Source organism: Alloscardovia theropitheci (genome assembly GCF_004332295.1).
Taxonomy (GTDB): Bacteria; Actinomycetota; Actinomycetes; order Actinomycetales; family Bifidobacteriaceae; genus Alloscardovia; species Alloscardovia theropitheci.
In genome coordinates, this window is the sequence record NZ_RXLP01000019.1 from 299320 (window position 1) to 325843 (window position 26524).

A 26524-nucleotide genomic window follows, 5' to 3' on the forward strand; every position below is an offset into this window, starting at 1 on the left:
GCTTAGTTTTCACTTGAGCTCCCTGCTTGTGAATTAGAACTGCTTGTGTTGTTCGTGGTAGCGCTATCCGTTGAATCAGTCTGGGAAGATTCAATTTGACGTTCTAAGCTTTGAATAATATTTCGCGCATCTCGATAACCGTTGACATTAATACCGCGGCGAACGCGCTCGCGCCATCCCTGTGGCAAAGAGCGAAGCGAAACGTCAGAATCCTCTAACACATGATTGAGCGAATAACCGAAGATATTCGTATCGACACCTTGGTAAATGGCTACAACACCATTATTATCCTTAACAAAGTATTGGCTTTGGCTCCAGTTATAAGAGACGATACCGCCAGTAATGATAGTAAGAAGCACCACAAGGCTTGCGACGATACGGATAATACGCAAACGAACTTTACGCTTTCGGTTGATCTCAGCTTCTTCGCGACGTTTCATGCGCAAGGCTTCGGCCACATCGGGGTCATGTGGGTCATCTGCTAAAGATCCGTCATTCTTGCGAACTATAGGAATTTCACCGGTAGCAGCAATCTCAAGAGCTTCATCACCATCATGTCCTGCATAGCTTGGTGGAACGATACGTTGCACTTCGTACAAGGAATCAAAGTCGTCATCACTTGTATCTGAAGTGAAATCATGGGAAGCTATAGATAAACTATCGCGGTCCGAATCCTCGTCATTTGTGCTGTGGGTATTAGCATCTGAAGACGTTTCTGGCAGTGTTTGCTGTGTCTGCTCGTTTGTAGAATTTGTTAATTGAGCTGCTTTAAGAGCTGGGGAATTAAGAATGTCGTCCGCTACGAAGCGAGGTGCAACAGCCACGAGCATGTTTAAAGTATCTGCGATTGGCTGAGGCTCTTTGCTTGCTGCTCCGCCGACTAGGCACATTTTTGTTGATGCGTTTGCCATGGAAATAGGCGAATCCGTATCTTGTACGTCGTAAGCATCGGCAATAACCGCAGAAACATTATCAGTGCTTCCGCCCTTTTCTGCCATAGATACAAGAGTTTGAGCACATTCTTGTAAGTGTGGGTGTGTCATGAGGGTATCGCGAATCGAGCTATCGCTTACTGACCCCGAAAGGCCATCGGAGCATAATAACCAGCGATCTCCAGCTTGCGCTTTACGCACTGAAATATCAGGACGTGGATCAATATCAAAATCACCCAGTACTCGCATAACGACATTTCGTTGTGGATGTGATTTAGCTTCTTCTTCGGTAATACGACCAGTATCAATAAGATGCTGAACGTACGAATGGTCTTTAGTAATCTGAGTAATTTCGCCTTCACGAAGCAAATAAGCACGTGAGTCGCCGATATGAGCGATAACCCAGTATCCTGCGACTAACGCCACAGCGGTTACTGTTGTACCCATGCCAGCAAGCTGTTTTTCGCGATGCGCGCGACCTACAATGGCGTCATGAGCTGCAATAACCGATGTGGATAGCATTGTTGATACATCTTCGACAGCTTTTGAACGCTTAGCCGTTAACGGAATGGTTTCAATATGGGCAAGAGAACGAATTGCTATGGTTGATGCGGTGTCTCCGCCAGCGTGACCACCCATTCCGTCGCACACTGCGACAAGGCGAACACCGGAAAAAGTAGAATCCTGATTATCTTTGCGCACCAAGCCGATATCGGAAACGGTGGTGGAAATCATATGAAGAGCCATTCGTCTACCTCAATTCGAATGTGGTAGCACCAATGCGAACTGGCACTCCAGGAGACAGTAACGATACTGAATGTATGGGTTGGCCGGCAACTTTCGTACCATTTGTCGATCCGAGATCCTCAACGGCCCATTGACCGGTGTGAGCATCGTGGAATACGCGGGCATGATGAGAAGAAACGAATTCGTCATCGAGGATAACATCATTATTTGCCGCGCGACCTAATGTAATCGGTTCACTGCTCAGAGGCATAGTGGTTCCTGATAATGGACCATCGATAATTGTTAATACAGCAGGAGCATAGTTATTGGTGCTATGAGTGAGCGGCGCGGAAGAGGAAGAAGCCGCATATTGCGATGCTAAAGAATTATCAGTCGGGACAACTACAGGGGTACGCGAACTAACCGCAACCATTGCTTCGCGCTGCGTATCACGATTTCGCCCCCTGCGACGGGAACGATGAGGCGCGAGAGACTCGATGTCACGATTAATTGCACGGACGGCAAGCCATACGAAAATCCATAAACCTATAAGGAAACCATACTTAAGAATGGCAAAAGTTAAGTCTGTCATGCTATTGCTAATTCTACCTATTACTAAATGCTATTCTGATACTGCGCTTGTCCAAAAGAGGATGCGCGTGCGACCGATAGTAATAGTATTCCCATCAAGCAGAGTAGCTGCAGGAGTTTGGTGTCCTTCGACATAAGTTCCGTTCGTTGACCCCATATCGCGTGCGATTACCCCATTATCTGTAATATCAATTTCGAGATGGTTTCGCGAAATTCCAGGATCGTCGATAACGATATCGCTAGATGATCCACGGCCGATAATTGTTTTGTTTGCTGTGAGAAGATATTGGCGACCGTTAATTTCAAGAACTGGGCAATCCTTAGTACCAGCTGAAGTGGTAACAGGTGCAGCATTTCCTTGAACAGATTCAGAGCTTACGCTGAAATCGCCTTTAGCAAGGTCTAAATCTTCCTCAAAAATAACGACAACAGGACCGACAAAGGCATAGTGCTGGCTTTCAGCATACTTTGTGAGGTTATCTGCGAGTTCGTTCGCGAGAGTTTCGCTACCCCATTTTTCGATATTATCAAAATCAGGTGTTGACAGCTTTAGACGGTACTCATTCGGAGCTACGGTTCTATCGCGACCTACGCTCATACTTTGCGCATCAATTTCACGCTCCAAAGCACTGGAAAGATCAACTGGCTGTAAATCTTTGGAGCCAAAACGCGAGAAAGCACCTTCGACTGCGCCCTCTACGGACTTTTCCAAACGATCCAAGAATCCCATGCTGTCCCCTTCATAGAACTATGCACATAACTATTCTCTATTTTTAATGCAAAAAGATTAAGTTGAGAGATTTTTACGCGCATTCACACACGCCATACACAACTACGGGCATAATGACGTGTCGAGCAGGCACGTTCTTGGTTTAAATTCGATATACGATGAATGTCTTAGCGCGTTATGTCGTTATGTTGTTGCCATTATGGCGTAGAACGGGATTACTAATGAGTATATTCGAAAAATTCACGATAAAAATGTGATACAAATCTTACGAAAATCATGGGAAATAGGCGCGTTGAAAGTAGTAGAAGGTTGTAATGTAGTATACATAACGATATATGTCGGCAGATGTACGACGGATGTATGGTTAATGTCGAGATTTAGACTTTAAACGATAAGTAAATACGGATAATTGAATGCAGACAAAACGTCAGCTGAGAGAGGTACCTGAGGAGAAGTGATGCAGCTAGATGAACGCGCCGCTGAGTTTGGCGTCACATTCCTTGATGATACGACAGATGAATCGTATTTTATGGGCATGAAAGGTGTGCATGCCATTCTTGATGCGTTTATGTCTGAAGGATGGCTTGAGCCTGCAGGGCCGCAGGACGTGGAAACCACTGATTTTCGGGGAATGAAAGTTGCTCCACATCCACGCAGTGCACACAATGGTGAGGGACTGCATTACGTTCATATCGATGCCAAGTACCCGCGCGAGAATACACCGAGCATAGTGATGCTTAATGGCTTCACGGAAACCGTTGAACATATGATTGAAATTGCCTATTATTTTTGGCAAGCTGGATACGATATTTACATTCCGGAACATCGCGGGCATGGGCTTTCTCCTCGAGATGTTGATGATCTAGGGGTGATTTGGATTGATGATTACCGACGTTATGTAGCTGACGTTGAAAAACTCATTCAATCTGTTGTACGTCCTCATGCTCAGCAAGCTTTTGGAGACAAAGCTCCTGTATATGTGTACGGTCATTCGATGGGTGGAGGAATTGCAATAGCATTAGCTGAGCATGCGCCATCGTTGGTTGATAAGTACGTCCTAACGTGTCCAATGGTTGCTCCTCGAAGTACTTTGCCTGATTGGCTGACAAAAGTTGTGGCCAGCGTAGGCGCAATCTTCAAAAGTAAGAGTCGCATTTACCCATCGCGTAAGCAGCTGGAATTCAATACAATTTTTGATGAGAATTATGCGCGTGGTCTCAATCATGGCCGTGCTTTGTGGCTTCATGAACATCGTTGTGCTGTTGAGACAAGCCAGATGTACGCTCCATCATATGGGTGGCTTAAAGCTGCAATTAATCTTACACAGTATATTCGCCGTCCGGAAAATGAATCACGTATTACGTCAGATATTCTTATGTTTTATGTGGAAAATGATGCGTGGGTGAGTACTGAACAGCAAGAAGCTTTCTATAAGGAAGTTAATGAGCTGGCTGAGTCAAACGGACGCCCAGCTCCTGTTACGGCATATAAAATGCCACATTCACGTCATGAGATGGAAGCTGAGAAAACTGAGGTTGTACACGAGATGGTGGATACAATTCTTGATTTTCTCGGATATCGTGCCGATTAAGGCATCGAATAGACGATAGATACAATAGATTCTGCAATAGGAAATATGGATTAAGGTAGTCGCAGGAATTCCTCTAAACATCGAGTTGACATTTGTAAACTCGATGCTTATGCTTGGTGTAGTTTACAAATGTAATCTATGTGTGAGGAACTATGCAGATATCTGATGCTGAGTGGCGGCTCATGAAAATCTTATGGATGCGCGGCTCTATGACAAGCTCGCAGCTGATAAAAATCATACGTGATCAGTTCGAATGGACGGACTCAACTGTCAAGACGCTTCTGTCGAGATTAGTAAAGAAATCTATGGTTGAGCGCAATAAGGTTAATGGTTTTTACGAGTATCATGCGCTTCTTACTCAAGATGATGCTATCTGTCTTATGACTGAAGACATACGCGACAAAGTATGCTCGCGAAAGGTGAAGAATCTTATTTCGAAACTCATCGATGAGTGCGATTTTACGTCAGATGATATTAATACCTTACGTAATCAGTTAGAAGATAAGAAACGTGAAGCTGTGGGGCATGTGACATGTAATTGTTTGTGAATTCACGGCGATTATTGAATATGGGATTATCTAATAAATGCACGGTAATGAACTAACGAAATTGTATGAAATGAGGAAAGATGATTACGAATATTGTAGTAGTTCTTGTTGGGATTGGATTGATAGCGTTTATCATATGGTGGTTTTTCGCTAATCACGAGCAAGATGGTACGCGTGCAACCCAAATGGGCAACCATCAAGAAATTGAAGTTGAGGTATTGGGAGGATATAGTCCTCAAACGATAGTACTTGAAAAGGGAAAACCAGCAACAATTATTTTTAATCGGAAAGATCCATCATCATGTTTGGACCAAGTTGTACTCCCAGACTTTGGAGTACAGGCTGATTTGCCCTTAGGTGAGAAATACTCGATTCAGATAGAGCCAGATAAAGCAGGAGAATTTAACTATGCCTGTGGCATGAACATGATGCACGGAAAAATTCGCGTCGAATAGCGCTGAAAATAATGACTGAACAATCATGCATGAGAGAGCAGAGTGCAGAGCGGGGAGAAGAAATGATGAACAGAGAGCAAACAGTTCGGATTGAGGCGAATCAAGGGTATGACCCACAGCATTTTGAACTTGTACAAGGCATACCTGCACGAATAACTTTTCATCGAACTAATCCTTCAGCATGCTATAACAGCATAGTTTTCGAAAAAGAAGGTATTCACGAGGAACTTCCACTGGACAGTGATTTCGATATCGAATTTACTCCCCAGGAAACCGGCACTTTTGAATTTACATGTGGTATGAATATGCAAAAGGGCTCGTATACCGTGCGCGAGGCTAACGCGAATACGTGTACAGAATGCAATCACGAAATACATGAAGAAAAGAATTGCTGTGTAAAAGATAAACATGTACATACCGGCGAGAATGCTCACGAACATAATCAGAGCCATATGGACACGAATAAGCATGCATGCTCGCATCATAACGACGCTCAGCACGATATAAAACATACGCTTGGATTACAGCAACGTTTCTGGATATCTGCTGTACTAGGCGCTGTTTTGCTCGTACTCATGGTAGGGATGTTTACCGGGACGATGAGCCATACGGTGGTGAGATGGGGGACATTTATAGCGACAACCCCGATTATGCTCGCCTCCGGCGCTCCCTTTATGACTAGCGCATGGCAGTCCTTTAAAAAACATAATGCGAATATGGATACGCTTGTGGCATTAGGCACAGGTGTGGCCTATATCTACAGTCTTATTGCGCTTTTTATGGGGTTACCAGTTTATTTTGAAAGCGCTGGATTTATTATTTTCTTCGTACTCCTGGGACAGATATTTGAAGAAAAGATGCGTAGTAATGCTTCTCATGCGGTTGAAAAATTACTTGATTTGCAGACTAAGTCTGCTCACGTATTGCGCGACGGGACATATATCGAGATTCCACGTGAAGAACTAAAAGTTGGCGATATTATCCGTGTTCTACCCGGTGAAAAAATTGCCGTAGATGGTGTGATTGTTGAGGGGCGAACAGCAATCGATGAATCAATGGTTACCGGTGAAAGCATGCCAACGTCTAAGAGCGTGGGTGATGCTGTTATAGGATCAACGATAAATACTACGGGAACGATAGTTTTTCGTGCGGAAAAAGTTGGTTCAAATACGATGCTCGCGCAAATCGTTGATTTTGTAAAGCAAGCTCAATCAAGTCATGCTCCGATACAAAATCTTACGGATAAGATTTCGCATATTTTCGTCCCGACTGTTGTGATTTTGTCAATTCTTACTTTCCTTACATGGTTTGTCGTTGTAGGGGCAAGCCCAATAGATGCTTTGGTTTATGCGGTTTCTGTACTTATTATCGCGTGCCCTTGTGCATTGGGGTTGGCGACTCCTACAGCATTAATGGTGGGAACTGCGCGTAGCGCCGCCATGGGTGTCTTGATAAAGAACGGTGCTGCATTACAGGAGACCTCAAAAATTGATACGGTTGTTTTTGATAAGACGGGGACACTAACAATAGGCAAGCCTATTGTTAGTGATATCGTGGGCGACGCTCATGAAGTCTTGCGATTAGCTGCATCTGTTGAGCGCAATTCTGAGCATCCTCTTGCTGGAGCGATAACTGAGCGTGCCCAGCAAGAAGGCATAGAACTTAATGAGGCATATGATTTTGAGGCGTTATCAGGCTTGGGAGTACGTGCACATATCGATGGTCATGTCGTTGTACTCGGGAATGAGAAAATCCATGAGAATCATACTTTCGATGTGCAACTGAGAAAACGTATGAGTGAGATGAATAATGATGCTAAAACTGTGGTAATTGTTGGTGTCGATAACAAAATCGTAGGGCTTATAGCAATTCAAGATGCGCCGAAGGAGTCAGCTCAATCGGCTATTGCATCTTTGAAAAAACGTGGTTTGCGAACGGTGATGCTCACGGGAGATAATGAAAAAGTTGCTCATGCTATCGCTCAAAAAGTGGGAATTGACGAAGTGATATCTGATGTGCTTCCGCAAGAAAAGGCGGATGTGATTTCGACTTTGCGTGCAGATGGAGCGACAGTTGCATTTGTTGGCGATGGTATTAATGACGCACCTGCATTAAGTGTAGCTGATGTTGGAATTGCCATGGGAACGGGGACGGATATCGCGATAGAAGCTGGCTCGGTAGTACTTACTCATAATGATTTGCGTGGTGTAGTTCGAGCTTATGATATGAGTAAAAAGACGTTTAACCGCATTATTCTTAATCTATTCTGGGCGTCAATTTATAACGTAATTGGCATACCTATTGCCGCCGGAATTTTTGCTAGTGTCGGATTTGTGCTTAATCCGGAAATCTCTGGTTTAGCTATGGCGTTGAGTTCAGTTTCAGTTCTAGCTAGCTCACTTCTTCTGAATGTGAGCAAGGTCGAATAGAGCAATCTAATTGGCATATTAGGCATTGGTTATAGAAATTTCTCGAGTTGTTACGTAATAATAACTCGAGAAAATTTATTAATTTTTATAAAAATTCTATGAAGAAATGTGATATGTACGATAATAAATACTTCATAAGTTCTCAATGAGTTGTAAGATGTATCTCTGAATTTGGAGTCAGGGCAAAGCGAAGGTCGGGAAGTATGTGGAGTATATTTCGTCATGATATGAGACGGATTTTTACTAATCCAATCGCCATTATTGTGACTATCGGTATCGCTATTTTGCCTTCCGCGTATGCTTGGCTCAATATTATTTCTAACTGGGACCCGTACCAAAATACTCAAAATATCTCGGTCGCTGTGGCGAATCTTGATAGAGGTGGAAATTCTGACATTACTGGCGATATTAATGTCGGCAGACAGCTAGAAGAACAGCTTAAAGATAATCATCGATTAGGATGGAAATTCTTAGATTCTCGAGAAGAAGCCATTGATGGTGTTTCATCTGGTAAGTATTATGCTGCGATTGTTATAGATAAAGATTTCTCTCAAAAATTAGTAGATATGGTTACATCGGGAGGAAATCAGCCTGAACTTCAGTATTATGTCAATGAAAAGCTCAACCCAGTTGCTCCAAAAATTACAGATTCAGGAGCAACAACGCTGGATCGCACGGTTAATTCGGCTTTCGTAGGGACTTTAACCAAAGCGGTTTCTTCACAGCTCAATGTAACCGTTGAGAAAGCTCAGCAGATTGTTCAAGGTGCTCATTCTCAGGCAATTCAAAAGGTGGATGAAGCATCCCAATCGGTGACTCGTATGCGTGATCAAGTCGCATCTGCTCGCGAATCGTTAACACAAACTGCTAGTAGTACAAGCGATGTTAAAAAAGCGATTGAGCAGGTCAAGTTGACCGTAGATGCAGCGAGTCAATCTGCAGAACAAGCATCGCGTACTGCTTCAACTCTGTCTCAATCTTCACGTTCATTTAGCAATAATGCATCTAATAATTTGAGTACATCTGCAGCTTCCTTATCAGCATTAGGAATCGTCGCTGGACAAGCAGGCACTCAGATGAGTTCATCGTTATCTCGTGTCAGCGGTGATATCGCAACTGTTAGTGGAACTCTTAATGGTGTTATTGCACAAAATAATAGTGCTATCACTCAGCTACAGCGACTTCTTGATAGCTCGGCTCTTGATCATAATTCGACTGAATATCAGCAATTAAATTCCGCTCTTGCTCAGCTGCAAACGACTACAACCGCTCACAGTAATGCTCTGAATGATTTCACGCGTGGAACTCAATCCGCATTAACTTCGGCAAATACAGCTGCAAGTACGCTATCGAGTTCACTTGGTTCAGCTGCTCAAAGTGGTGCATCAGCCCTTAATAATGCATCATCGGCTTTACAAGGTCCGCTCGGACAATCGCTATCTGGAACGTTAGATAGTGCATCGGTATTTGCGCAGGCGACGAGTAGTTCGTTGCGACAGCTCGATACGACGCTGACTCAATCTCAAGATCTACTTGACCAGTTACATGATTTGCTTACTTCATCGGCTCGTACTATGGGGACGACTGAAGAATCGTTGAGTGATGCGATTGATCAGCTTGACCGAGTACGTACGGATATGGCTGCTTTGGATTCAAGCCGGCTCGTTGAAGCGCTTCGTGGGACAAATATCAACGCACAAGCCTTAGGTGATTTCATGCAATCGCCAATTGAGATGGAACAAAAAACTATTTATCCTGTGGCAAATTATGGTTCTGCGATTGCTCCATTCTTCACTAATATCGCTCTGTGGGTAGGTGGTTTCGTCCTCATCGCAGTGGTGAAAATTGAGGTCGACCGCAAAAATATGCGTGGACTACATGAACGTCGGCGCATACGAAATCGAGATGCGTATATGGGTCGTTGGCTCTTATTCGCTGTCGTAGGAGTGGCTCAGGCGATAATCGCAACTGTCGGAGACCTCATTATCGGTATACAGGTCAAAGACCCTGTGGCTTTTATCTTTGCTGGTGTCTTTGCATCTATCGTTTTTGTCAGCCTCATTTACGCGTTGGCAGCAACATTCAAGCATATCGGTAAAGCATTAGCTGTGATTTTGGTTATTATGCAGGTTCCTGGATCCTCGGGCACATATCCGATTGAAATCATGCCACCATTCTTCCAGCGGCTTGAGCCATGGCTGCCATTCACGTACAGCATTAATGCTATGCGTGAGACTATTGGCGGATATTATGACGGTTATTATTGGAAAAATCTTGGTACGCTAACCTTATTCCTCGTTTTTTCCTTTATACTGGGCATACTTGTTCGACCATATTTGAGTAATTTGAACGCGTTATTTGATAGACGTCTTGCTGATACGGATTTGCTTATTGGTGAGCACGCTCAGGAAGGACATGCGCGATTCCGCCTGAACTCCGTTTTGCAGTCCATGATGAGTAGGCAAGAATTTGGACAATCTATTCGTCGTCGTGCTGCACGATTTGCGGCGATTTATCCTCGTCTCGTTGGCTGGGGAATTGGCGCAATTCTTGTAGTACCAGTGCTCTTCTTAGTTTTGCTCTTTACTGTGGAATCGAAGCTCGTCTTCCTTATGCTCTGGCTTATTTCAGTGGTATTGCTGGACTTCTATCTTATTTCGCTTGAATATATTCGTGAAGTATACGAGCGCGAATTAGGAATGAGTGTTCTGTCTGATGATGCGTTGAAGGCGCAAATATTGGAGCATATTTCGCATCGCTGGAATCATGAAACTGATAAAGATGATGACGATAATACAGATGAAGATGTAGATAGTGACAATAACGTGGATAGTGATACAGGGAATACTGAAGTAGAAGAAGCTCAGATATCTGCGGAGGAAACGAGCTCTTCAGCTCACACTTCCGTACGGTCTGTTACGCAGTCTTCTGAAAATAGCGGTGAAGCACAGGAGGAGAAGTAAGATGTCTCAAACGTCAAAAACTCGTGGATCTCATGACTCTGCACGTACTCCTCATGAGAATGGTCCTGTTCGACGTAATCCTGTGACGAGCACCTTCAAAATTTTTCTTGAAGACCAACGTCACCTCTTTATGAATGTGATTGGCATAGTCGTTGTTATGGGATTAGTCATCGTCCCAGCGATGTACGCGTGGTTTAATATCGCAGCGAGCTGGGATCCGTATGGTAATACAAATCAGCTCAAAGTTGCTGTAGCAAATGAAGATAAGGGATACCAATCAGATCTCATTCCTGTGCCAATTAATGGGGGCAATAATGTAGAATCCTCTTTACGCGCTAATACTAAGCTTGACTGGCAATTTGTATCGCATGATGAAGCTGTAGATGGAGTAAGTTCCGGACGATATTACGCGGCAATTGTTATTCCTGAGAATTTCAGTTCGATGATGATGACTTTACTGTCATCGAATGCTCAACAAGCAAAAATTGAGTACTATATTAACGAAAAATCTAATGCAATTGCTCCTCGCATTACAGCTAGCGCGGCTGATACCATCGTGACGCAGATTTCAAGTACTTTCTCGGAAACCATAGCGAGTATCGCCTTGAATTTGGCGGATAATATTAATTCTTATGCCACGAGTGATGAGGGTAAAGCGTATGTGACAACTATGGTTAACCGTCTCAATACGGTGGCTGATGGTCTTGACTCAGCTGGAAATCAATTATCTTCATATGCAGCTTTACTCTCTGCTAGTCAGGGACTCGTCGATTCTGCGAAAAATATCATGTCATCAAACGCAAGTGGCTCTGATGATGTACGAAAATCGTTAGAACAAACAGTTTCACAGATGCGTTCATTATCAAGTGCAGCGAAATCTTCAGCTTCATCGGTAAGCGTTGCATTAGATAGTTCAGCAAAAAGTTTGGATACGGTACTGTCTCAGCTTGATTCATTAACTTCCTCAGTATCGCAGCCTACGGGCAGTCTCAGCTCACGAATTGATACTCTTGGTACGGTTGTCAGTTCTTCAGCTCAGCGATACCAATCGTTGGTAGAAGCGTTGAACCAGGTAAAAGATCAAGTCAATTCGTCCGCCTTGTCTCAAGAGGCAAAAACGCGTATTACTACGACGATTGATTCGATTACAACTCAGCTTAATCAAGTATCGAGTGATATTACAACGATTGGTGCTGATATTTCTGCTGCATCTCAGGATGTCGAGAAAGCTAAAACAGTTATTGATAATCAAAAATCTGAGATGAAGAAGCAAATTGATGCTGTGAAAACGACTCTTGCGAATGTTAAAGCGACGTATAACCGCGACATTCAGCCACAGCTCAATCGTCTTGCTTCGCAGCTTGGTACCACTGCTCAACGTGCCCAGAACGCATCAGGTAGCGTACGCCGAATTATGAATCGTATGGAGAAGAGCGGTGCTAACGCTAGCTCAACTATGACAAGTGTTATAGCAGCGATGAATGATACGCATACGTCGCTGAGTTCGGCTGCTAACTCGATGAGAGAATTGGCGACGAAACTTAATGATGGAGTGAATTCCGGTACAGCTGAGCTCTCCTCATTACTTGGGGAAAATCGCTCGGCCGCGAAATTAGCAGCTGAATTATCCTCTCCAGTAAAATTGACTCGACATGCGGTCTTTGCTGTAGAAAATTACGGGTCTGCTATGGCCGGATTCTATACGATTCTTGCTATCTGGGTAGGAACTGTATTTTTGGTGTCGATGATGAAGATCTCCGTATCAGATCGTCAAAAAGCGCGAGTTTTGGGTCTGTCGAGTGTAGAGGAAATCTATACGTATCTTCCAAAACATTCTGGGCCGGAGACCGTTGGTAATGCAAGTCGCTTTGGACTGGGGTTTGATGCTGAGTATTGGGGTCGTTACCTTACATTCTTACTTATATCGCTTTTCCAATCGACTTTGATTGTAATGGGCGATTTATGGTATCTGGGAGTTCAAAATGTAGATCCGCTCAGAATGTTCCTTGTAGCGTGGGTAGCAAGCCTCGTGTTCTCCACTCTTATGTATGCGCTTACTTTATCTCTGGGTGCTGTAGGAAAGGCGATTGCTGTTATCTTGATGGTAATGCAAATTGCTGGTTCGGGTGGTACATTCCCAGTACAGCTTTTGCCAGAATTCTTCCAACGTGTTTATCCGTTATTGCCATTCCCGTACGGCATGAATGCTATGCATGCGGCTATCGCGGGATCCTATCACAATGAGTACTGGATTTCCTTGGGACAATTCGCCCTTTTCTTGATTCCTGGATTATTTATAGGCTTGGTCATTGCTCGCCCACTCGCTCGATCCAATTGGCTTATGGAACAGCTTTCTAAGACGGGTGTATATGGAGAATAGCTAAATCTCGAAGCTCTTGGCAGACGGTATCCGATATGTGACATATGGTGGCGTAAAGATTTCTCTTTGTGTCACCATTTATTTATCCCAGAAGATGTGAGGCAGCTCACAAATGTCTCATGTTTATATAAGATTGTTAATACGAAGGTTAAATTTCTCGGCTGTATTTGTACGATAAATACAAAAGGGAATATGAAATAATGAGGTTTTAAGGAGGAGAGGGAGATGGAACGTCTTTCGTCACGTTTTATCGCAGCTCTAACCACGTTAACGATGCTATTCGCTGGCGCGATAGTATTGTTAACGCCACAAACTGCACGCGCTGCTGACGCCGACTTGCCAATAGCACAATACGTTTCGACATCTGGCACAAAGGTATGTGCAACTAATCCAGAAAGTGCTACGTATAACGGAACTGTTGATATTAAGGTTCCTATGTCCAAGGTCTTGGAAAGTCATGAGGCTGATATGCAACAAGCAGGAGCTTCTGGCTTATATCCACATGGTCTTGAAGGTAGAAATCGTATTGCATATATTTCCTACGATGTCACTTTCCCAGAGGATGTAACGGTAGGAACTATAACTACCGCTAATACGGTGTCGTATATTAATGGAAATCGGATTACTCACACCGTAAATGGTCGCACCGTAAACTTCAGACTGTATCTTAATGATGTTAATTGGCAGACTATTTATACTTCTTACTTGAACGATAAAGCTAATCCTGATGCGCATACGGTTGATTTGCACATTCCATATACAGCACAAGTAGCAAGCTATACAGATGCTACTCGTATGGATAGCGAAAATATTACAGGTCAAGGATCGTTTAGCTTCTATGCTAGCGGCATGATGGCTGCTTTCGGCATCGGGGCTACGACTTATAACTCAGACGTGGCATCTGTGCCATTTGTGTCACAAACTGCTACATGCTTTACTCCACCAGTTCAGAAAGTAACTCAGTGGCTTGCTGAGGACGGAACTGTACTTAAGGCTCAAGAGACTGGTACAGACTTTGCTGCACAAGAAACATTCACTGACTATGATTTCGTGAGTGAAACGGTTTCAGCAGATGGCAATACCAAGACTTATACCTACAAGAAGAAGCTGCAGGCAACGGATGTGATTCCTGAAGGCGAAAAGCATGCTGATTTGACTGCTGATTTGCTTGGTTCTGTCGACGGTCGCGCTCGCGATACTCAGCATACTGAAGTTCTTACAGCTAACAGCAAATCATCTGTATTCTCTGTAACAGGTACATTACATGTTAACGATTTAGTTCAGGGACAGATGGGCGAGCTCATTAACAAATATGATGAAAGCCCACAAACCTTTGACAATATCGTTTTAAGTGATATGAGCTTTGCGTTCAATGCCCAATTAACTCTACCTGAGCAAATGCAATTTGAAGCACAGGGGACTTACCCTCAAGTAACGCTCGAAGGGGCAAATGGATTTGAGGTTAAGAACGCGACAGTTAATGGAAAGACCATTAACGTTACGATCGGATTGAGCAATGCAGATCAGATTACGAATTTTGCTCAGCTGAAGACCCTGATTGATGGATTGCACAATGATTTGTCGGTTACTGTAGGCGGCATCGGCTTTACTGCAGCGGCACAAGCAGGTACCCCATATACTATTACGGGGCGGACAAGTGGTGCTTTTGCTGCACAGGCTATGATTAATAACGTCGCTCGACAGTTTAGCTATACCTATGATGCAGTACAGAAGGCTGATGAGGCTGACTCAACAGGTGCTACAGGTCTAGCTTTGACAGTTCAGTATGCACGTCCTGTACAGCAAGATCTTCTTGCAGACCTTCGTGGTGCTCAAGACGGTCGCCCAATGGATACCACGCATACACAAGCATATGTAGCTGATTCTAAGAACTCACAGCTCACTCTTGAAGGTGTCTTGCATGTATCGGATACGATTAAGCAGCAAATGAAGGCCATCGAAGATCGTTATGCTCAAAATCCAAGTGGATTTGCGAATATCTCGATCGCGGCTTTGAACTACGGCTTTACTGCGAAGCTGACACTTCCTTCTGGTATGGAGTTTGGCGATACGGACATTACTAAGCTTGAGCTTCAAGGAGCACCAGGCTTTGCGATTAGTCATGATCCAGCTGAAACCTTCTACGATGGGAACGAATTAACAGTTCATTTCGAACTGGTGAATCCACAAAATGTTACGGATTATGCTCATCTTAGTGCGTTAGTAAATGGTGTAGATGATGATTTGATTGTTCGCGTACCATCTGTAAGGTTTACCGCTGACTCTCAGCCATCCACAAATTACACAGTCAGGGGAACTGTTTCAGGCAATTTCAATGCAACAGCAACCTTAGGAACTCACGCTATTCCGTTTGCTTTTGAATGGAATGGTGTGCAGAAGGCTGATGAAGCTGATGCCGTCGAACCACAGGGTATTAACTTCACTGTGCAATACAAGCCTGAAGCTAAGCCTGTTCCTACGAAGCCACAGAGCAACAAGCCTAAGAAACCAGCACTGGCAAAGACTGGTTCTCAGGTGGCAACGCTTGGCTTTATCGCAGCTCTCATCACCGCTGCAGGAGTAGCAGTGATGAGTATTCGCAAGCAGCGTATGAAGTAATGCGCTGAGTGGTGCACTGAGAAGTACGCTGAGAAGTGCGTATTACGCAGTATGGGGTAATAGTCGTGAACTATTACCCCATACGTATTATCTGCTACTTAATTTCGAGTGAGGAATGTTTATGTTCTCTGTGCCTGAATTTGAGAAGCAACATGCATCCAATATGTATTAAAGAGCGCAGCTAGCTCTTCAGGGCTTTCCTTGCACCCATGGTCAAGCCATCGAGCTTCAACTTGGACGAGTCCTCCGAAAACGTAACATTGGAAATATTCGTCACAATTAATGGCAGAGGCGTTCGTGGTGTCTTTTACGGTGCAATTTCCAATTGCTTGTAGGAGCGGATAAAGGCGATGCATATAGGCATGCGACGTCTGTGTAAATAACCAATGTGGGTTATGCTCCAAAATAGTTCGTAGAGTTTCCTGTCGCTCTTGCCAAAAGACAAAATACTCATGTATAAAATCGCTATACGTTGTGCACGATGAGCCCTTGATGTAGTCGTAACATTCACCATAGAGGGTTTCTAATTTAGCATCTAAGATATCGTCTTTTGAATCAAAGTACTTATAAAACGTTTGCCTCGAACGATGAGTTTTTGCGACAATTTCTTTCACTGTGATATCGCGGATAGGATACGTACACATAAGCTCGGTGAAAGCAGCGATAAAGGCATCACGAGTTGCATGAGATGTATTATCGATAGATTCTGCGTGAGAAGTCGTCGTTGCCATGATGACAGTGTATCAAGAAATTCAGCAAACGCGTATAGCATTTCCGGCTAAAGATCGTATAAAACTTTCCTAATCGGCATAAGGCAACTGCGCAAACCTTCTATACACTGCAGGATCTTGCCAATCAAAGAACTGACTTTTTCCCTCGTCTAGCGACTTAATGCGTGCCATATCAGTATCCGTTAATTCGAAATTCCATACATCGTAATTCGTTTGGATTCTGTCTTTATTAACACTCTTAGGAAGGGGGATGATACCGCGCTGTATGAGCCAACGCTCAATAATTTGAGAAACGGTGACATCATATTTATGGGCGATATCTCTCAAAATAGTGTTATTGAAAAGATCATGTCGTCCGCGTGCGAAAGGCGCCCAAGCTTCGACGACTATATTATGGTCATTCATATAGGTGATGTCATCATTTTGCTGATGAAAAACGTTGACTTCAATCTGATTGACATGTGGAACGATATCGGTGAAGGAAATAAAATCCTCCATCCGTGCCCGCGAGAAATTACTGACACCTATGGAACGAATTTTCCCTGATAAGTATAGCTCGCTTAGCGCTCGCCATGCTCCAAAGATATCATTCATTGGATTATGGATAAGATACAAATCGAAATAATCGAGACCAGATTTTTCTAAAGAACGGTCATAGCCCCGAAGGGCTCCATCGTATGTGGTGTTAGTAACCCATAATTTAGAAGTAACAAAAATTTCGCTGCGTGGGATGCCTAATTCATCCTCAGCTCGCCTAATAGCCCTTCCGACAGCTCCTTCAGTTTGGTAAAAGGCAGCAGTATCGATAAGGCGATACCCTGCTCGTAATGCTTCAAAAACTGCTTGTTCAGCTGTTGTGTCAGCAACCCCCTCACCCGCGCTGGCACTCGGTTGAAAAGTGCCGAACCCGAGCGAGGGAATTACTAGGCCATTATGCAAAGTAATGGTGTGATGAGCGGCCATAATTGTGTGCTCTGTGCTCGCTAGCGTTGAGAAGCCTCAAAAGTGAGAACTTCTTCAAATGAACGTGGCTTGGTACCGGTTACACGCTCGATATCATTGGACAAGCCGGCAGTTTCACCATCGCGAATTGCAGTATATGTACTGACCCATGCATCAACTTGCCAATCAGGTACACCGTACTGCTGACGAGATGCATAAGCTTCCTCAAGGCTTTCATCGATATATGGGATATCTTTGCCCAGAACTCGTGAAGAAATTTCTACGACATCATGCAGAGTTAGCTCTTGAGGACCAGTCATATTTAAAGTCGTGTTTTCCCACTGATCAGGATGGACAAGAATAGTTGCAATTGTGCGTGCGATATCATGACGGCTTACTAATGAACATACGCCGTCTCCTGCAGGTCCGCGTAGTTCGCCGTACTCGAGAACCATGTCAGCAAAGAATTCAGCGTAGAAATTATCACGGGTAAATGTGTATGTCAGCCCCGATTCTTTGATATAAGCTTCCGTGTAACCATGATCGCGACCGAGAGTGAAGGTAGAGTCAACTGCAGCGTTGTAGAAGCTGGTATACACAATGTGCTTTACGCCAGCGGCCTTCGCAGCGTCGATAAAAGCCTTATGCTCGTCAATTCGGGTTGGGCTTTCGCCAGCAGAAACCATAAAGAGCGTATCGATTCCGGTTAATGCTTCAACTGATTCTCGTGAATTTTCATATGAAGCTTTGCGAAGTTCTACTCCTGCAGGAGTTTTCCCTTCAAGCTTTTGAGGTGTTCTCGCTATATAGCGGACAGCTTCATGCTCACCGTCGCCTAAGAGAGAGTGAAGCTCAGCGGCTACAAGTGAGCCTAATTTTCCTGAGACGCCTGTTAAACCAATCATGATGACCAACTTTCATAAATGTGCAGTCTTACGCACGGTTGTGAAGATATTATCAACCGTGATGACAGCATTACGCGACGACAGTATTACGCGATGACAGTATTAGTCGTATCGCTAAAATATTCGTGTTACTTGAATTATAACGGATACGATAGCGGTAGATAGTAAAGCGTGCTGAGAGCTTAGCGGCTAACTATGAGCGTGGTGATGAGAGATTTTCTTCATCAGAATGAAATATATGATGGAAAGCGTAAAGCATACAAGTATAAACGTGGCAAACGTGTAGTAACGTGTAGTTTTGATAGCTACGTGCGTATGTACAGTATTGAAAAGCTCTTTCAGATACACAATCTAAAAGAGCTTTTATTCGTGCGCACAGGGGGAGTTGAACCCCCACGACCTTAGCGGTCACTGGCACCTGAAGCCAGCGCGTCTACCATTCCGCCATGTGCGCAGACACACTCACACTAGCATAACCGTGCGAGTCTCGCAAAGTAATTGCCTCAGTGTGTCTGATTTATCTAATTTATGCGTAGGTTGGAATCTGTTACGATACTCGATAATGTTTATCCACGAGATCCGTTTGCATAAAAACGAGCAAGATACTCATCGCGGAATTCGTTGAAATAACCGCCATCCATGGACTCTCGAATTTGCTCAAGTAAACGGATGAAGAATCTTTCGTTGTGAATAGTTGCAAGCGTAGCACCAGTCATTTCGCCAGCGCGCAGAAGATGGTTAACGTATGCACGCGTGTAGTTACGACAGGTGTAGCAATCGCAATCATCCTCAATAGGTGAGAAATCAAACTTGTATGCTGCGCGTTTGATATTCCAGCGACCGTCTTTTGTAAATACAGCGCCGTTACGCGCAGTTCGGGCAGGTGCTACACAGTCAAAAGTATCGCCACCGTTTTCAACTCCCGCAAAAATATCGTCGACTGCAGCAATACCTAAGACGTGGCGTGGCTTATTTTCTGGAAGCTCGTCACAAATCCAAGCACAGATATCAGCCATAATTCGCTTTTCAATAGCGCCACCGATTCCGAATCCATCAAAGTCTAATGAACCGATTTGCGATGCTGCTTTGCGGCGCAGATCCTCGTAATTCGCGCCCTGAACTACTCCAAAGAGTGCTTGATATGGTTTGCCAAGACGTTCCTGCGTGAGCCTCTTATGCTCATCGACACAACGTTGAGCCCAGCGATATGTTCGCTCGACTGCTTCCTCTTGATAGCGACGAGTGTTCATAAGTGTAGTCAGCTCATCAAAGGCAAACATAATATCCGCACCTATATGATGCTGGACGCGCATGGAAATTTCAGCAGAGAAACGATGCATTCCGCCATTGAGAGGCGACTTAAAACTAACCCCATCCTCGTCAACGAATGCAAGACGTTCCTTGCCTTCGGCTATGACGTCATCGCTCTTCATTCCTTCAATATCCATAGCAAGAGTTTTCTTGAATCCTGCACCAAGACTCATTACTTGGAATCCACCTGAATCGGTAAACGTTGGTTTGTCCCAATTCATAAACTCATTAAGACCGCCTGCGGCATCCATGACAGCTTCGCCAGGACGTTCGTAAAGGTGGAAAGCGTTAGCGAGCATGCATTGTGCTCCGTTGTCTTCCATCTGTTCGCGCGTCACGGCTTTCATAGTTGCCTGAGTTGCAACTGGAACAAAGCAAGGAGTCTTAATATCGCCATGTGGGGTATGAATAACCCCTGTACGTCCATGCTTTCCTTCAAGTCGAGTGTGAATTTCGAAACTGAAAGCGCTACGATCTCCCGGCTGTCCGGATACAGCACCACGTGGAGAAAACTTTGGTTTTGGTAATACCGTTCCTTCCGGAGCGCTCGTTTCTACTTTTACATAATTGAAATGAGGAATGCTCTTCTTCTTTTTCCTCTTACGGCGCTTTTTATGAGTCTTTGCGCCTGTCTCTTCTGCTGTTTTTTGTGCTACATCAGCAGTCTTAGTAAGCGCGGAGTTAATCTGTTCAGTGTCGGCTGAGTTATCGGCTAAATCTGTCATGCTACTACTTTAAGGCATGTTTATGTCATTACGTACATGCTATCTACTGTATGTAGAAAATGAACAACTGATTATAAGGAAGATTTTATAAGGATTATAGATTGAACATGGTTTAATGGTATATAACGAAAGCATAAACAAGAGGATGATGTGTGACATTAGTCTTGGTCATTTAATTGTTTAGTTCTATCACGTTTATGTAATAGAACGCGCACATTACAGCGTTGAAGGAGAGAAGATGACAGACGAAACTTTTGGTCAATCACCAAACCAGACTCCACAGAATAATCCTTATATAAATAATGAACAGGCAGATCAGCAAGGACAAGTAGGAAATAATAATCCTACACAGCCAATGAATACGATGAATGCTCCTGCACAGTCGGCATCCGCGCAGTCAACACCTGCACAGTCAACACCAGTGCAGCCAGCTCAGCCATATGTGGCACCGCAGCAGCCAATTCAACCGCAAAATGTTGCCCCTCGACCTATGCCAGTCGTTCCACCAATTGGAGGGCCTACCGCACAACAGGCAAATTATCCTACGTCAAATTCTATGCAGCCTCGCATCCCAGGCGCGCCTTTGTACAACGCGAATTCAGGACAGAATTCATCACAGAATCCAGCACAGTACAATTCATTTAATCCACAAGAAGTTCCTACGCAGGTAATGCCTACTGTCCCGCCTGTTTCTTCTCCTTCATCGACTTCTGTCCCACCTAATCCTTCATCAGCGACGTATCCATATGCTGCTCAAGCACAGCCACAGCAGGTGAATCAACCAAATCAGTCGCAGTCCAGACAACCTACTGTACAGATGCCAGCTGTTAATCCGGCTCAGCTTTGGGCTGTTCCGTCACAGGTGCAGCAAGCACAGCCACAAACAGCACAAGCACAGACAGCTCAGACGCAGACACCAATGGGCACACCAAATAATGCAGGTAATCCACCTGCTAATATCTCTCGTCCAGCAAATATGCCTAACCCATTTGCAGACCCAGCAAACGCATCAGGAACTCGTGCAAGTGTGACGGGTAATGAGAATCCATCCATGGCTCACGGCTCGTCGAATTACGGTGGATTCCCTAGCTATTCGCCATATACTAACCAAAAACAATCAAAGGTAAACGGAACGACGATTGCGGTTGCTATAGTTTCAGCTGCGCTTGCTGCAATTCTTGTAGCAGTTTTGGGAATCGTTGGAATTAATAGCGGTCTTATTCGCACGAATGGCGGGTCAGCAGATACAAGTGTTGTTGATACGCCAGAAGTATCGAATTCTACTGGTGCGACCGGAAACTGGGTCGGGGTAGCACGTAAGGTATTACCAGCCGTTGTACTGATTCGCGGACAGGTATCTAAGGGTGTTATGTTTGGCTCTGGTGCATTCATTAGCAAGGACGGATACATTATCACCAATAATCACGTGGTTGACGGTACTACAGCATTAGCTGTAACGATGTATGACGGCACTATTTATGATGCAGATATCGTTGGAACTGATCCAAGTACTGATTTAGCTGTTATTAAGCTTAAGAATGCTCCAGATAACATTACAACAGTCGATTTTGCTAACTCCGACAAGCTCGTAGTTGGTCAGCAAGTTATGGCAGTTGGAAGCCCGCTTGGCTATCAGAATACTGTTACAAGCGGTATCATTTCGTCACTTAACCGTCCAGTTGCAGTTGCTGCAGAAGATAACAAGACTGTTGTTTATACCAATGCGATACAGGTTGATGCATCCATTAATCAGGGTAATTCGGGTGGTCCAACCTTTAATATCGCTGGACAGCTCATTGGCATTAACTCATCTATTGCGACAGCATCAACAACTTCAGGTGATTCAAGCCTTGGTTCCGTAGGTATCGGATTCGCGATTCCGTCTAATCTTGCGAAGTGGGTTTCTCAATCTCTGATGGAAAATAAGAAAGCTACGCATGTGGAGCTTGGAGTAAGCGCTCGTACTGCAGAAGTTGAAAGCGATGGATCGAGCCGTACCGGTGCACAATTAGTGTCCGTTAAGGATGATTCAGCAGCAAATTCAGCCGGTTTGAAGAAGGATGATGTCATCGTTGCCTATGATGGACATGAAGTAAATTCGATTAACCAATTGCTAGGATTCATTCGCGCTGCTCAGCTTAATGATAAAGTCACGCTAACTATTGTGCGCGGTTCTCGCACTATGGAAGTGTCAGTAACGCTTGATCATGAAGAAAGCTCATCCCAGAGTTCCCAGTCGAGCGAATCGAATGATTCTAATAGCGAGAGTAACAACGATGAACTTGATGAATTACTCAAGAAGTATCGCGATTTGCTTGATCAAAATGATGATAACGAATAAAACGTGGCTAAAGTAACGGTCGATAATTAATATCCTCCTAACTTTCGAGCGTTGAGCTAAAGACAAGCCTCATGTGGAACTATGAAAAGACTTCCGCGTGAGGTTTGTCATATTCTGTACGCAATTCTTGACTTACACATTTCTTTTGAATGGACTTTCCTATAAGCTAGTGCATAGCGATTAATAAGAAATAACCCTCGAGATAGGTAACAATGCGAGATTTTAAAGTTGCAGTTATAGGTGCTGGCCCTGCTGGAGTATACGTGTCTGACATCCTCCTTCGTCAGATTGAAGCAAAACGTGACGCACTGGGATTAGGTGAAAACGCTACTGCTTATATAGATTTATTCGAAAAATTACCTGTGCCATTCGGTTTAGTGCGCTATGGTGTAGCACCAGATCATCCGGCAATTAAATATATTATTGGCGCGCTTGAAAAGACTCTTAATAATCCGCAGATTCGTCTGCTCGCTGATGTGGAATTTGGGCGTGATATCTATTTGGATGATATTCGCGCTCGCTATGATGCCGTAATTTTTGCAACGGGTGCAATTGATGATAGGCCATTGACGATCCCAGGCTCAGATGCGAAAGACGTGTATGGAGCCGCAAAATTTGTCGAATGGTATGACGGTTATCCAACTGCTTCGCCGCACTGGCCATTAGAAGCTCGTACAGTAGCTGTACTGGGTGGTGGAAACGTAGCTATGGATGTCTCACGTTTGCTTGCACGATATCCACAAGATTTGCTTCATACTGATATTCCAAATAACGTATATGACGGTTTGGAAGCTAACAAGGCGGAAGATATTCATGTCTTTGTGCGTCGTGATGTAACGCATGCAAAATTCTCTGTACAAGAGTTACGCGAACTAGAAACGCTACCGGGTGTGGAAATCGTAACTTATGATGATGATTTCGCTCCAGAAACCCTGACTCAGGAACATCTTGCACAAGCGAGTGAAGATAAGTTAACTCGGCAAATGGTTGATGAATTACTCGCTGTCCGTGAAATGAGCGTGAAGATGATGGCGGAGCACGTCGATTTTGAAGGAAATCCTGCTCGTCGCCGTTTCTACCTTCATTTCAACGCTAATCCAGTTGAGATTATTACCTCAGATGATGGCCATGTGCAGGCAGTACGAATTGAAAAGACAACGACCACTCCTCAGGGTGCTATGTCTGGAACGGGCGAATTTTCAGATATCCCAGTTCAAGCTGTTTACCATGCGATTGGATATAAGCCTGCAGAAGTTGCTGGAATTCCTTATGATGAAGCTGCTTATACGCTCGATAATCAAGGCGGACGTATCGCTGGTATGCCATTCGTGTATGTGACAGGATGGGCAAAGCGCGGGCCGGTAGGGCTTATCGGATCGACTAAGTCTGATGCATTGGAAACCGTTGAAAATATATTAGAAGATTGGGCACATAGCGCTGAACATGGTCGTGTCGCCACGCAAACTGAGCTTGATATAGTGCAGTTGCTTGAAGAACGTGGTGTAAAACCATTGGATTACGCTGCATGGCAGAAGGTGGATGCTTATGAGCGTGCTATGGGAGCTCGTGTTGAACGTGAACATATCAAAGTCATTGATGAGAATCAGTTACGTTCAATCGCACGTGGTGAATAATAATTAATAATTACATATTGGCTATTGCCTGATGAAGCATCCTGATACAATGCCCAGAAACCCTAAACAGAAGGAGTTCCAATGAAAGTTCGTGGACATGCTAATGGCATAAAGACATTGGCACTTTTTGCTGTGCTATGGATAATTATCTTTGCTGTGTGGTTTTTCACTGGGCATTCTAGGTCTACTCTTGGAATATATGTTCTTATTGCGGTGGGGACGACTTTCTTCAGTTACTGGTTTTCTGACTCTTTGTCACTTGCTTCTATGCAGGCACGTGAAGTGAGCGAACAAGAGCAGCCACGCTTGTATGCGATAGTGCGAGAACTATCCCAACGCGCTGGCAAACCGATGCCACGCATTTATGTAGCACCGACGATGTCTCCTAATGCATTTGCTACTGGACGTAATGAACATCATGCGGCTGTATGCTGCACGCAGGGAATTCTCGATATGCTTGATGATCGTGAAATTCGTGGAGTACTCGGACATGAGCTGATGCATGTGTACAATCATGATATTTTGACGTCATCTATTGCTTCAGCAATGTCAATGGTAATCACATATCTGGCATATTCTTTGAGATTCTTCGGAGGTTCGTCACGAGATAATGATCGTAACTCGGGACCCATTGCCGCTATCGGCGGGTTGCTTGCAATAGTTCTCGCACCTATTGGAGCTTCTCTTGTGCAGATGGCAATTTCTCGAACACGTGAATACGATGCGGACGAAGATGGATCAGTGCTCAGTGGCGACCCGATGGCGCTCGCATCGGCATTATACAAAATTGAATACGGTGTACAGCAGATCCCATTGCGTAAAACTGCAGGAACCGAGAACGTGTCAGCAATGATGATTTCTAGTCCGTTTAGAATGCAAGATATTAACCGGCTGTTTGCGACACATCCGGCGACTCAAGATCGCATCGCACGTTTGCAACAGATGGCGGTAGATATGGGACAATCCGCGGATATGAATTTTGGGTATAATGCCCCGTACCAGCAAGGTGCTTCATCTTCTGGTTATCCTACGGGTGGTGGGAATTATCCACAGCAGGGTGGGTATCAGCAGTATTAAGTAAGGTGTAGTTTCCGCACCGCGATATTCGCTGTGTATAACACGCGGTACTTGTGTTTGTTTGTCATATAGATGTATAGTCTAAGTTATTAGTAGCTCCTGAAAGTAGGACTCCCACAATAAGGGAATCTCCGGAATCAGGAGTTTTTTTATCACTCGATGGAGAATGTAAATGAAGACAGCGATATTGGTTGATGGTGGATATTATCGTAAACGAGCGTATGCTGTTTTTGGTGATAAGTCTCCTCAAGAAAGGGCTACCGAACTTTATGACTACTGTCGTAACCACCTGCGTGAGGGGAATGATATTAGGAATGATTTATACAGAATATTCTATTATGATTGTCCTCCAATTAATACGCAGGTTTATCATCCTCTTACTCGGAAAAGCATTGATTTTGGTCGCAGTGATACTAAGAAGTGGACTGAAGAATTCTTTAATGAGCTGAGCCATAAAAGAAAAGTTGCATTGCGATTGGGAGAACTGAATGAAAAATCTGTGCACTATAATCTTAAATTCGATGTTACAAAAAAGCTACTTAATGGGAGCAAAGATCTTAGTGACTTATCTGAGCGAGATTTCACGTTAACATTGCAGCAAAAAGGCGTTGATATGCGTATTGGTCTAGATATTGCATCAATGGCTTATAAACGACAGGTTGATCAAATTATTCTTATAGCAGGTGACAGTGATTTTGTCCCGGCTGCAAAATTAGCTAGGCGCGAAGGCATTGATTTTATTCTTGATCCGCTTGGTGGACACATCAAAGATAATCTGAGTTTACATATTGATGGTTTGCATTCTCGCGATAAAGCGTTTAAGAATGAATGAGAAGCATTATAGGGACGAATAACACGATAAAGAAATGAAGATTTCCAACGGTTCGCCCTCGG

18 protein-coding genes and 1 tRNA gene are annotated in these 26524 nt (G+C 44.1%); 11 read left to right on the forward strand and 8 right to left on the reverse strand.

Features of this window, described 5'->3' with window-relative positions; genetic code table 11:
• Positions 1-2: 2 nt before the first annotated feature.
• The 3 genes from EJ419_RS04770 to EJ419_RS04780 are packed head-to-tail and all read right to left on the reverse strand — an operon-like array spanning position 3 to position 2979.
• Entirely contained in the window at positions 3-1679 is a 1677-nt protein-coding gene (locus tag EJ419_RS04770) for a Stp1/IreP family PP2C-type Ser/Thr phosphatase (RefSeq protein WP_240680337.1), read from the reverse strand.
• A 4-nt stretch (positions 1680-1683) separates the two neighbouring features.
• Positions 1684-2250 carry an FHA domain-containing protein FhaB/FipA gene (locus EJ419_RS04775; protein ID WP_131284111.1) on the reverse strand — a complete coding sequence of 189 codons (567 nt, stop codon included), beginning with the start codon at positions 2248-2250 and terminating at the stop codon, positions 1684-1686.
• A 30-nt stretch (positions 2251-2280) separates the two neighbouring features.
• Complete coding sequence (locus EJ419_RS04780; protein WP_131284113.1) at positions 2281-2979, reverse strand: FhaA domain-containing protein; 699 nt, start codon at positions 2977-2979, stop codon at positions 2281-2283.
• A 457-nt stretch (positions 2980-3436) separates the two neighbouring features.
• Here EJ419_RS04780 and EJ419_RS04785 point away from each other — a divergent pair, with 457 nt between their 5' ends.
• The 7 genes from EJ419_RS04785 to EJ419_RS04815 all read left to right on the forward strand — a co-directional run bounded on the left by EJ419_RS04785 (position 3437) and on the right by EJ419_RS04815 (position 15964).
• Positions 3437-4570, forward strand: a complete 1134-nt coding sequence (locus EJ419_RS04785; protein WP_131284115.1) for an alpha/beta fold hydrolase — start codon at positions 3437-3439, stop codon at positions 4568-4570.
• A gap of 152 nt (positions 4571-4722) precedes the next feature.
• A complete protein-coding gene (locus EJ419_RS04790; protein WP_131284117.1) occupies positions 4723-5118 on the forward strand; it encodes a CopY/TcrY family copper transport repressor in 396 nt (131 codons plus the stop codon).
• A gap of 80 nt (positions 5119-5198) precedes the next feature.
• A complete protein-coding gene (locus EJ419_RS04795; RefSeq protein WP_131284120.1) occupies positions 5199-5573 on the forward strand; it encodes a cupredoxin domain-containing protein in 375 nt (124 codons plus the stop codon).
• 62 nt (positions 5574-5635) lie between these two features.
• Positions 5636-8002 carry a heavy metal translocating P-type ATPase gene (locus tag EJ419_RS04800; protein WP_205668823.1) on the forward strand — a complete coding sequence of 789 codons (2367 nt, stop codon included), beginning with the start codon at positions 5636-5638 and terminating at the stop codon, positions 8000-8002.
• A gap of 203 nt (positions 8003-8205) precedes the next feature.
• Positions 8206-10965, forward strand: coding sequence for a YhgE/Pip domain-containing protein (locus EJ419_RS04805; RefSeq protein WP_131284122.1), 2760 nt, complete (start codon positions 8206-8208; stop codon positions 10963-10965).
• Between the two features lies 1 nt (position 10966).
• A complete protein-coding gene (locus EJ419_RS04810) occupies positions 10967-13345 on the forward strand; it encodes a YhgE/Pip domain-containing protein (protein WP_131284124.1) in 2379 nt (792 codons plus the stop codon).
• A gap of 225 nt (positions 13346-13570) precedes the next feature.
• A complete protein-coding gene (locus EJ419_RS04815; protein WP_131284126.1) occupies positions 13571-15964 on the forward strand; it encodes a hypothetical protein in 2394 nt (797 codons plus the stop codon).
• 119 nt (positions 15965-16083) lie between these two features.
• Here the strand turns inward: EJ419_RS04815 and EJ419_RS04820 are convergent, their stop codons facing one another.
• The 5 genes from EJ419_RS04820 to tgt all read right to left on the reverse strand — a co-directional run bounded on the left by EJ419_RS04820 (position 16084) and on the right by tgt (position 20578).
• Complete coding sequence (locus EJ419_RS04820) at positions 16084-16695, reverse strand: TetR/AcrR family transcriptional regulator (protein WP_131284128.1); 612 nt, start codon at positions 16693-16695, stop codon at positions 16084-16086.
• Between the two features lie 69 nt (positions 16696-16764).
• The gene (locus tag EJ419_RS04825) at positions 16765-17658 is read right to left on the reverse strand and encodes an aldo/keto reductase (protein WP_131284130.1); all 894 of its coding nucleotides are present in this window, start codon (positions 17656-17658) and stop codon (positions 16765-16767) included.
• 20 nt (positions 17659-17678) lie between these two features.
• Positions 17679-18542: an SDR family oxidoreductase gene (locus EJ419_RS04830; RefSeq protein WP_131284132.1), complete on the reverse strand. Its 864-nt coding sequence runs from the start codon at positions 18540-18542 to the stop codon at positions 17679-17681.
• A gap of 370 nt (positions 18543-18912) precedes the next feature.
• Positions 18913-18996 (reverse strand) — tRNA-Leu (locus EJ419_RS04835).
• A gap of 112 nt (positions 18997-19108) precedes the next feature.
• Positions 19109-20578 (reverse strand): tRNA guanosine(34) transglycosylase Tgt, encoded by a 1470-nt coding sequence (gene tgt / locus EJ419_RS04840; protein ID WP_240680338.1) that lies wholly within the window; start codon positions 20576-20578, stop codon positions 19109-19111.
• Positions 20579-20816: 238 nt separating this feature from the next.
• Between tgt and EJ419_RS04845 the strand changes: the two genes are divergently transcribed.
• From EJ419_RS04845 to EJ419_RS04860, 4 genes are all read left to right on the forward strand, one after another.
• The gene (locus tag EJ419_RS04845; protein WP_131284134.1) at positions 20817-22919 is read left to right on the forward strand and encodes a S1C family serine protease; all 2103 of its coding nucleotides are present in this window, start codon (positions 20817-20819) and stop codon (positions 22917-22919) included.
• A 212-nt stretch (positions 22920-23131) separates the two neighbouring features.
• A complete protein-coding gene (locus EJ419_RS04850; protein ID WP_131284136.1) occupies positions 23132-24553 on the forward strand; it encodes an FAD-dependent oxidoreductase in 1422 nt (473 codons plus the stop codon).
• An 81-nt stretch (positions 24554-24634) separates the two neighbouring features.
• A complete protein-coding gene (gene htpX / locus EJ419_RS04855; protein WP_131284138.1) occupies positions 24635-25630 on the forward strand; it encodes a zinc metalloprotease HtpX in 996 nt (331 codons plus the stop codon).
• A gap of 172 nt (positions 25631-25802) precedes the next feature.
• Positions 25803-26462 carry an NYN domain-containing protein gene (locus EJ419_RS04860; protein ID WP_131284140.1) on the forward strand — a complete coding sequence of 220 codons (660 nt, stop codon included), beginning with the start codon at positions 25803-25805 and terminating at the stop codon, positions 26460-26462.
• The last annotated feature ends 62 nt before the right edge of the window (positions 26463-26524 follow it).

Excerpts from the sequence above, each read along its gene's own strand:
- EJ419_RS04770 (WP_240680337.1), bottom strand. The coding sequence starts at position 1,679 with ATGGCTCTTCATATGATTTCCACCACCGTTTCCGATATCGGCTTGGTG.
- EJ419_RS04795 (WP_131284120.1), top strand. The coding sequence starts at position 5,199 with ATGATTACGAATATTGTAGTAGTTCTTGTTGGGATTGGATTGATAGCG.
- EJ419_RS04830 (WP_131284132.1), bottom strand. The coding sequence starts at position 18,542 with ATGATTGGTTTAACAGGCGTCTCAGGAAAATTAGGCTCACTTGTAGCC.
- EJ419_RS04820 (WP_131284128.1), bottom strand. The coding sequence starts at position 16,695 with ATGGCAACGACGACTTCTCACGCAGAATCTATCGATAATACATCTCAT.
- EJ419_RS04810 (WP_131284124.1), top strand. The coding sequence starts at position 10,967 with ATGTCTCAAACGTCAAAAACTCGTGGATCTCATGACTCTGCACGTACT.
- EJ419_RS04860 (WP_131284140.1), top strand. The coding sequence starts at position 25,803 with ATGAAGACAGCGATATTGGTTGATGGTGGATATTATCGTAAACGAGCG.
- EJ419_RS04780 (WP_131284113.1), bottom strand. The coding sequence starts at position 2,979 with ATGGGATTCTTGGATCGTTTGGAAAAGTCCGTAGAGGGCGCAGTCGAA.
- EJ419_RS04805 (WP_131284122.1), top strand. The coding sequence starts at position 8,206 with ATGTGGAGTATATTTCGTCATGATATGAGACGGATTTTTACTAATCCA.
- EJ419_RS04825 (WP_131284130.1), bottom strand. The coding sequence starts at position 17,658 with ATGGCCGCTCATCACACCATTACTTTGCATAATGGCCTAGTAATTCCC.
- htpX (WP_131284138.1), top strand. The coding sequence starts at position 24,635 with ATGAAAGTTCGTGGACATGCTAATGGCATAAAGACATTGGCACTTTTT.
- EJ419_RS04800 (WP_205668823.1), top strand. The coding sequence starts at position 5,636 with ATGATGAACAGAGAGCAAACAGTTCGGATTGAGGCGAATCAAGGGTAT.
- EJ419_RS04845 (WP_131284134.1), top strand. The coding sequence starts at position 20,817 with ATGACAGACGAAACTTTTGGTCAATCACCAAACCAGACTCCACAGAAT.
- tgt (WP_240680338.1), bottom strand. The coding sequence starts at position 20,578 with ATGACAGATTTAGCCGATAACTCAGCCGACACTGAACAGATTAACTCC.
- EJ419_RS04790 (WP_131284117.1), top strand. The coding sequence starts at position 4,723 with ATGCAGATATCTGATGCTGAGTGGCGGCTCATGAAAATCTTATGGATG.
- EJ419_RS04815 (WP_131284126.1), top strand. The coding sequence starts at position 13,571 with ATGGAACGTCTTTCGTCACGTTTTATCGCAGCTCTAACCACGTTAACG.
- EJ419_RS04785 (WP_131284115.1), top strand. The coding sequence starts at position 3,437 with ATGCAGCTAGATGAACGCGCCGCTGAGTTTGGCGTCACATTCCTTGAT.
- EJ419_RS04850 (WP_131284136.1), top strand. The coding sequence starts at position 23,132 with ATGCGAGATTTTAAAGTTGCAGTTATAGGTGCTGGCCCTGCTGGAGTA.
- EJ419_RS04775 (WP_131284111.1), bottom strand. The coding sequence starts at position 2,250 with ATGACAGACTTAACTTTTGCCATTCTTAAGTATGGTTTCCTTATAGGT.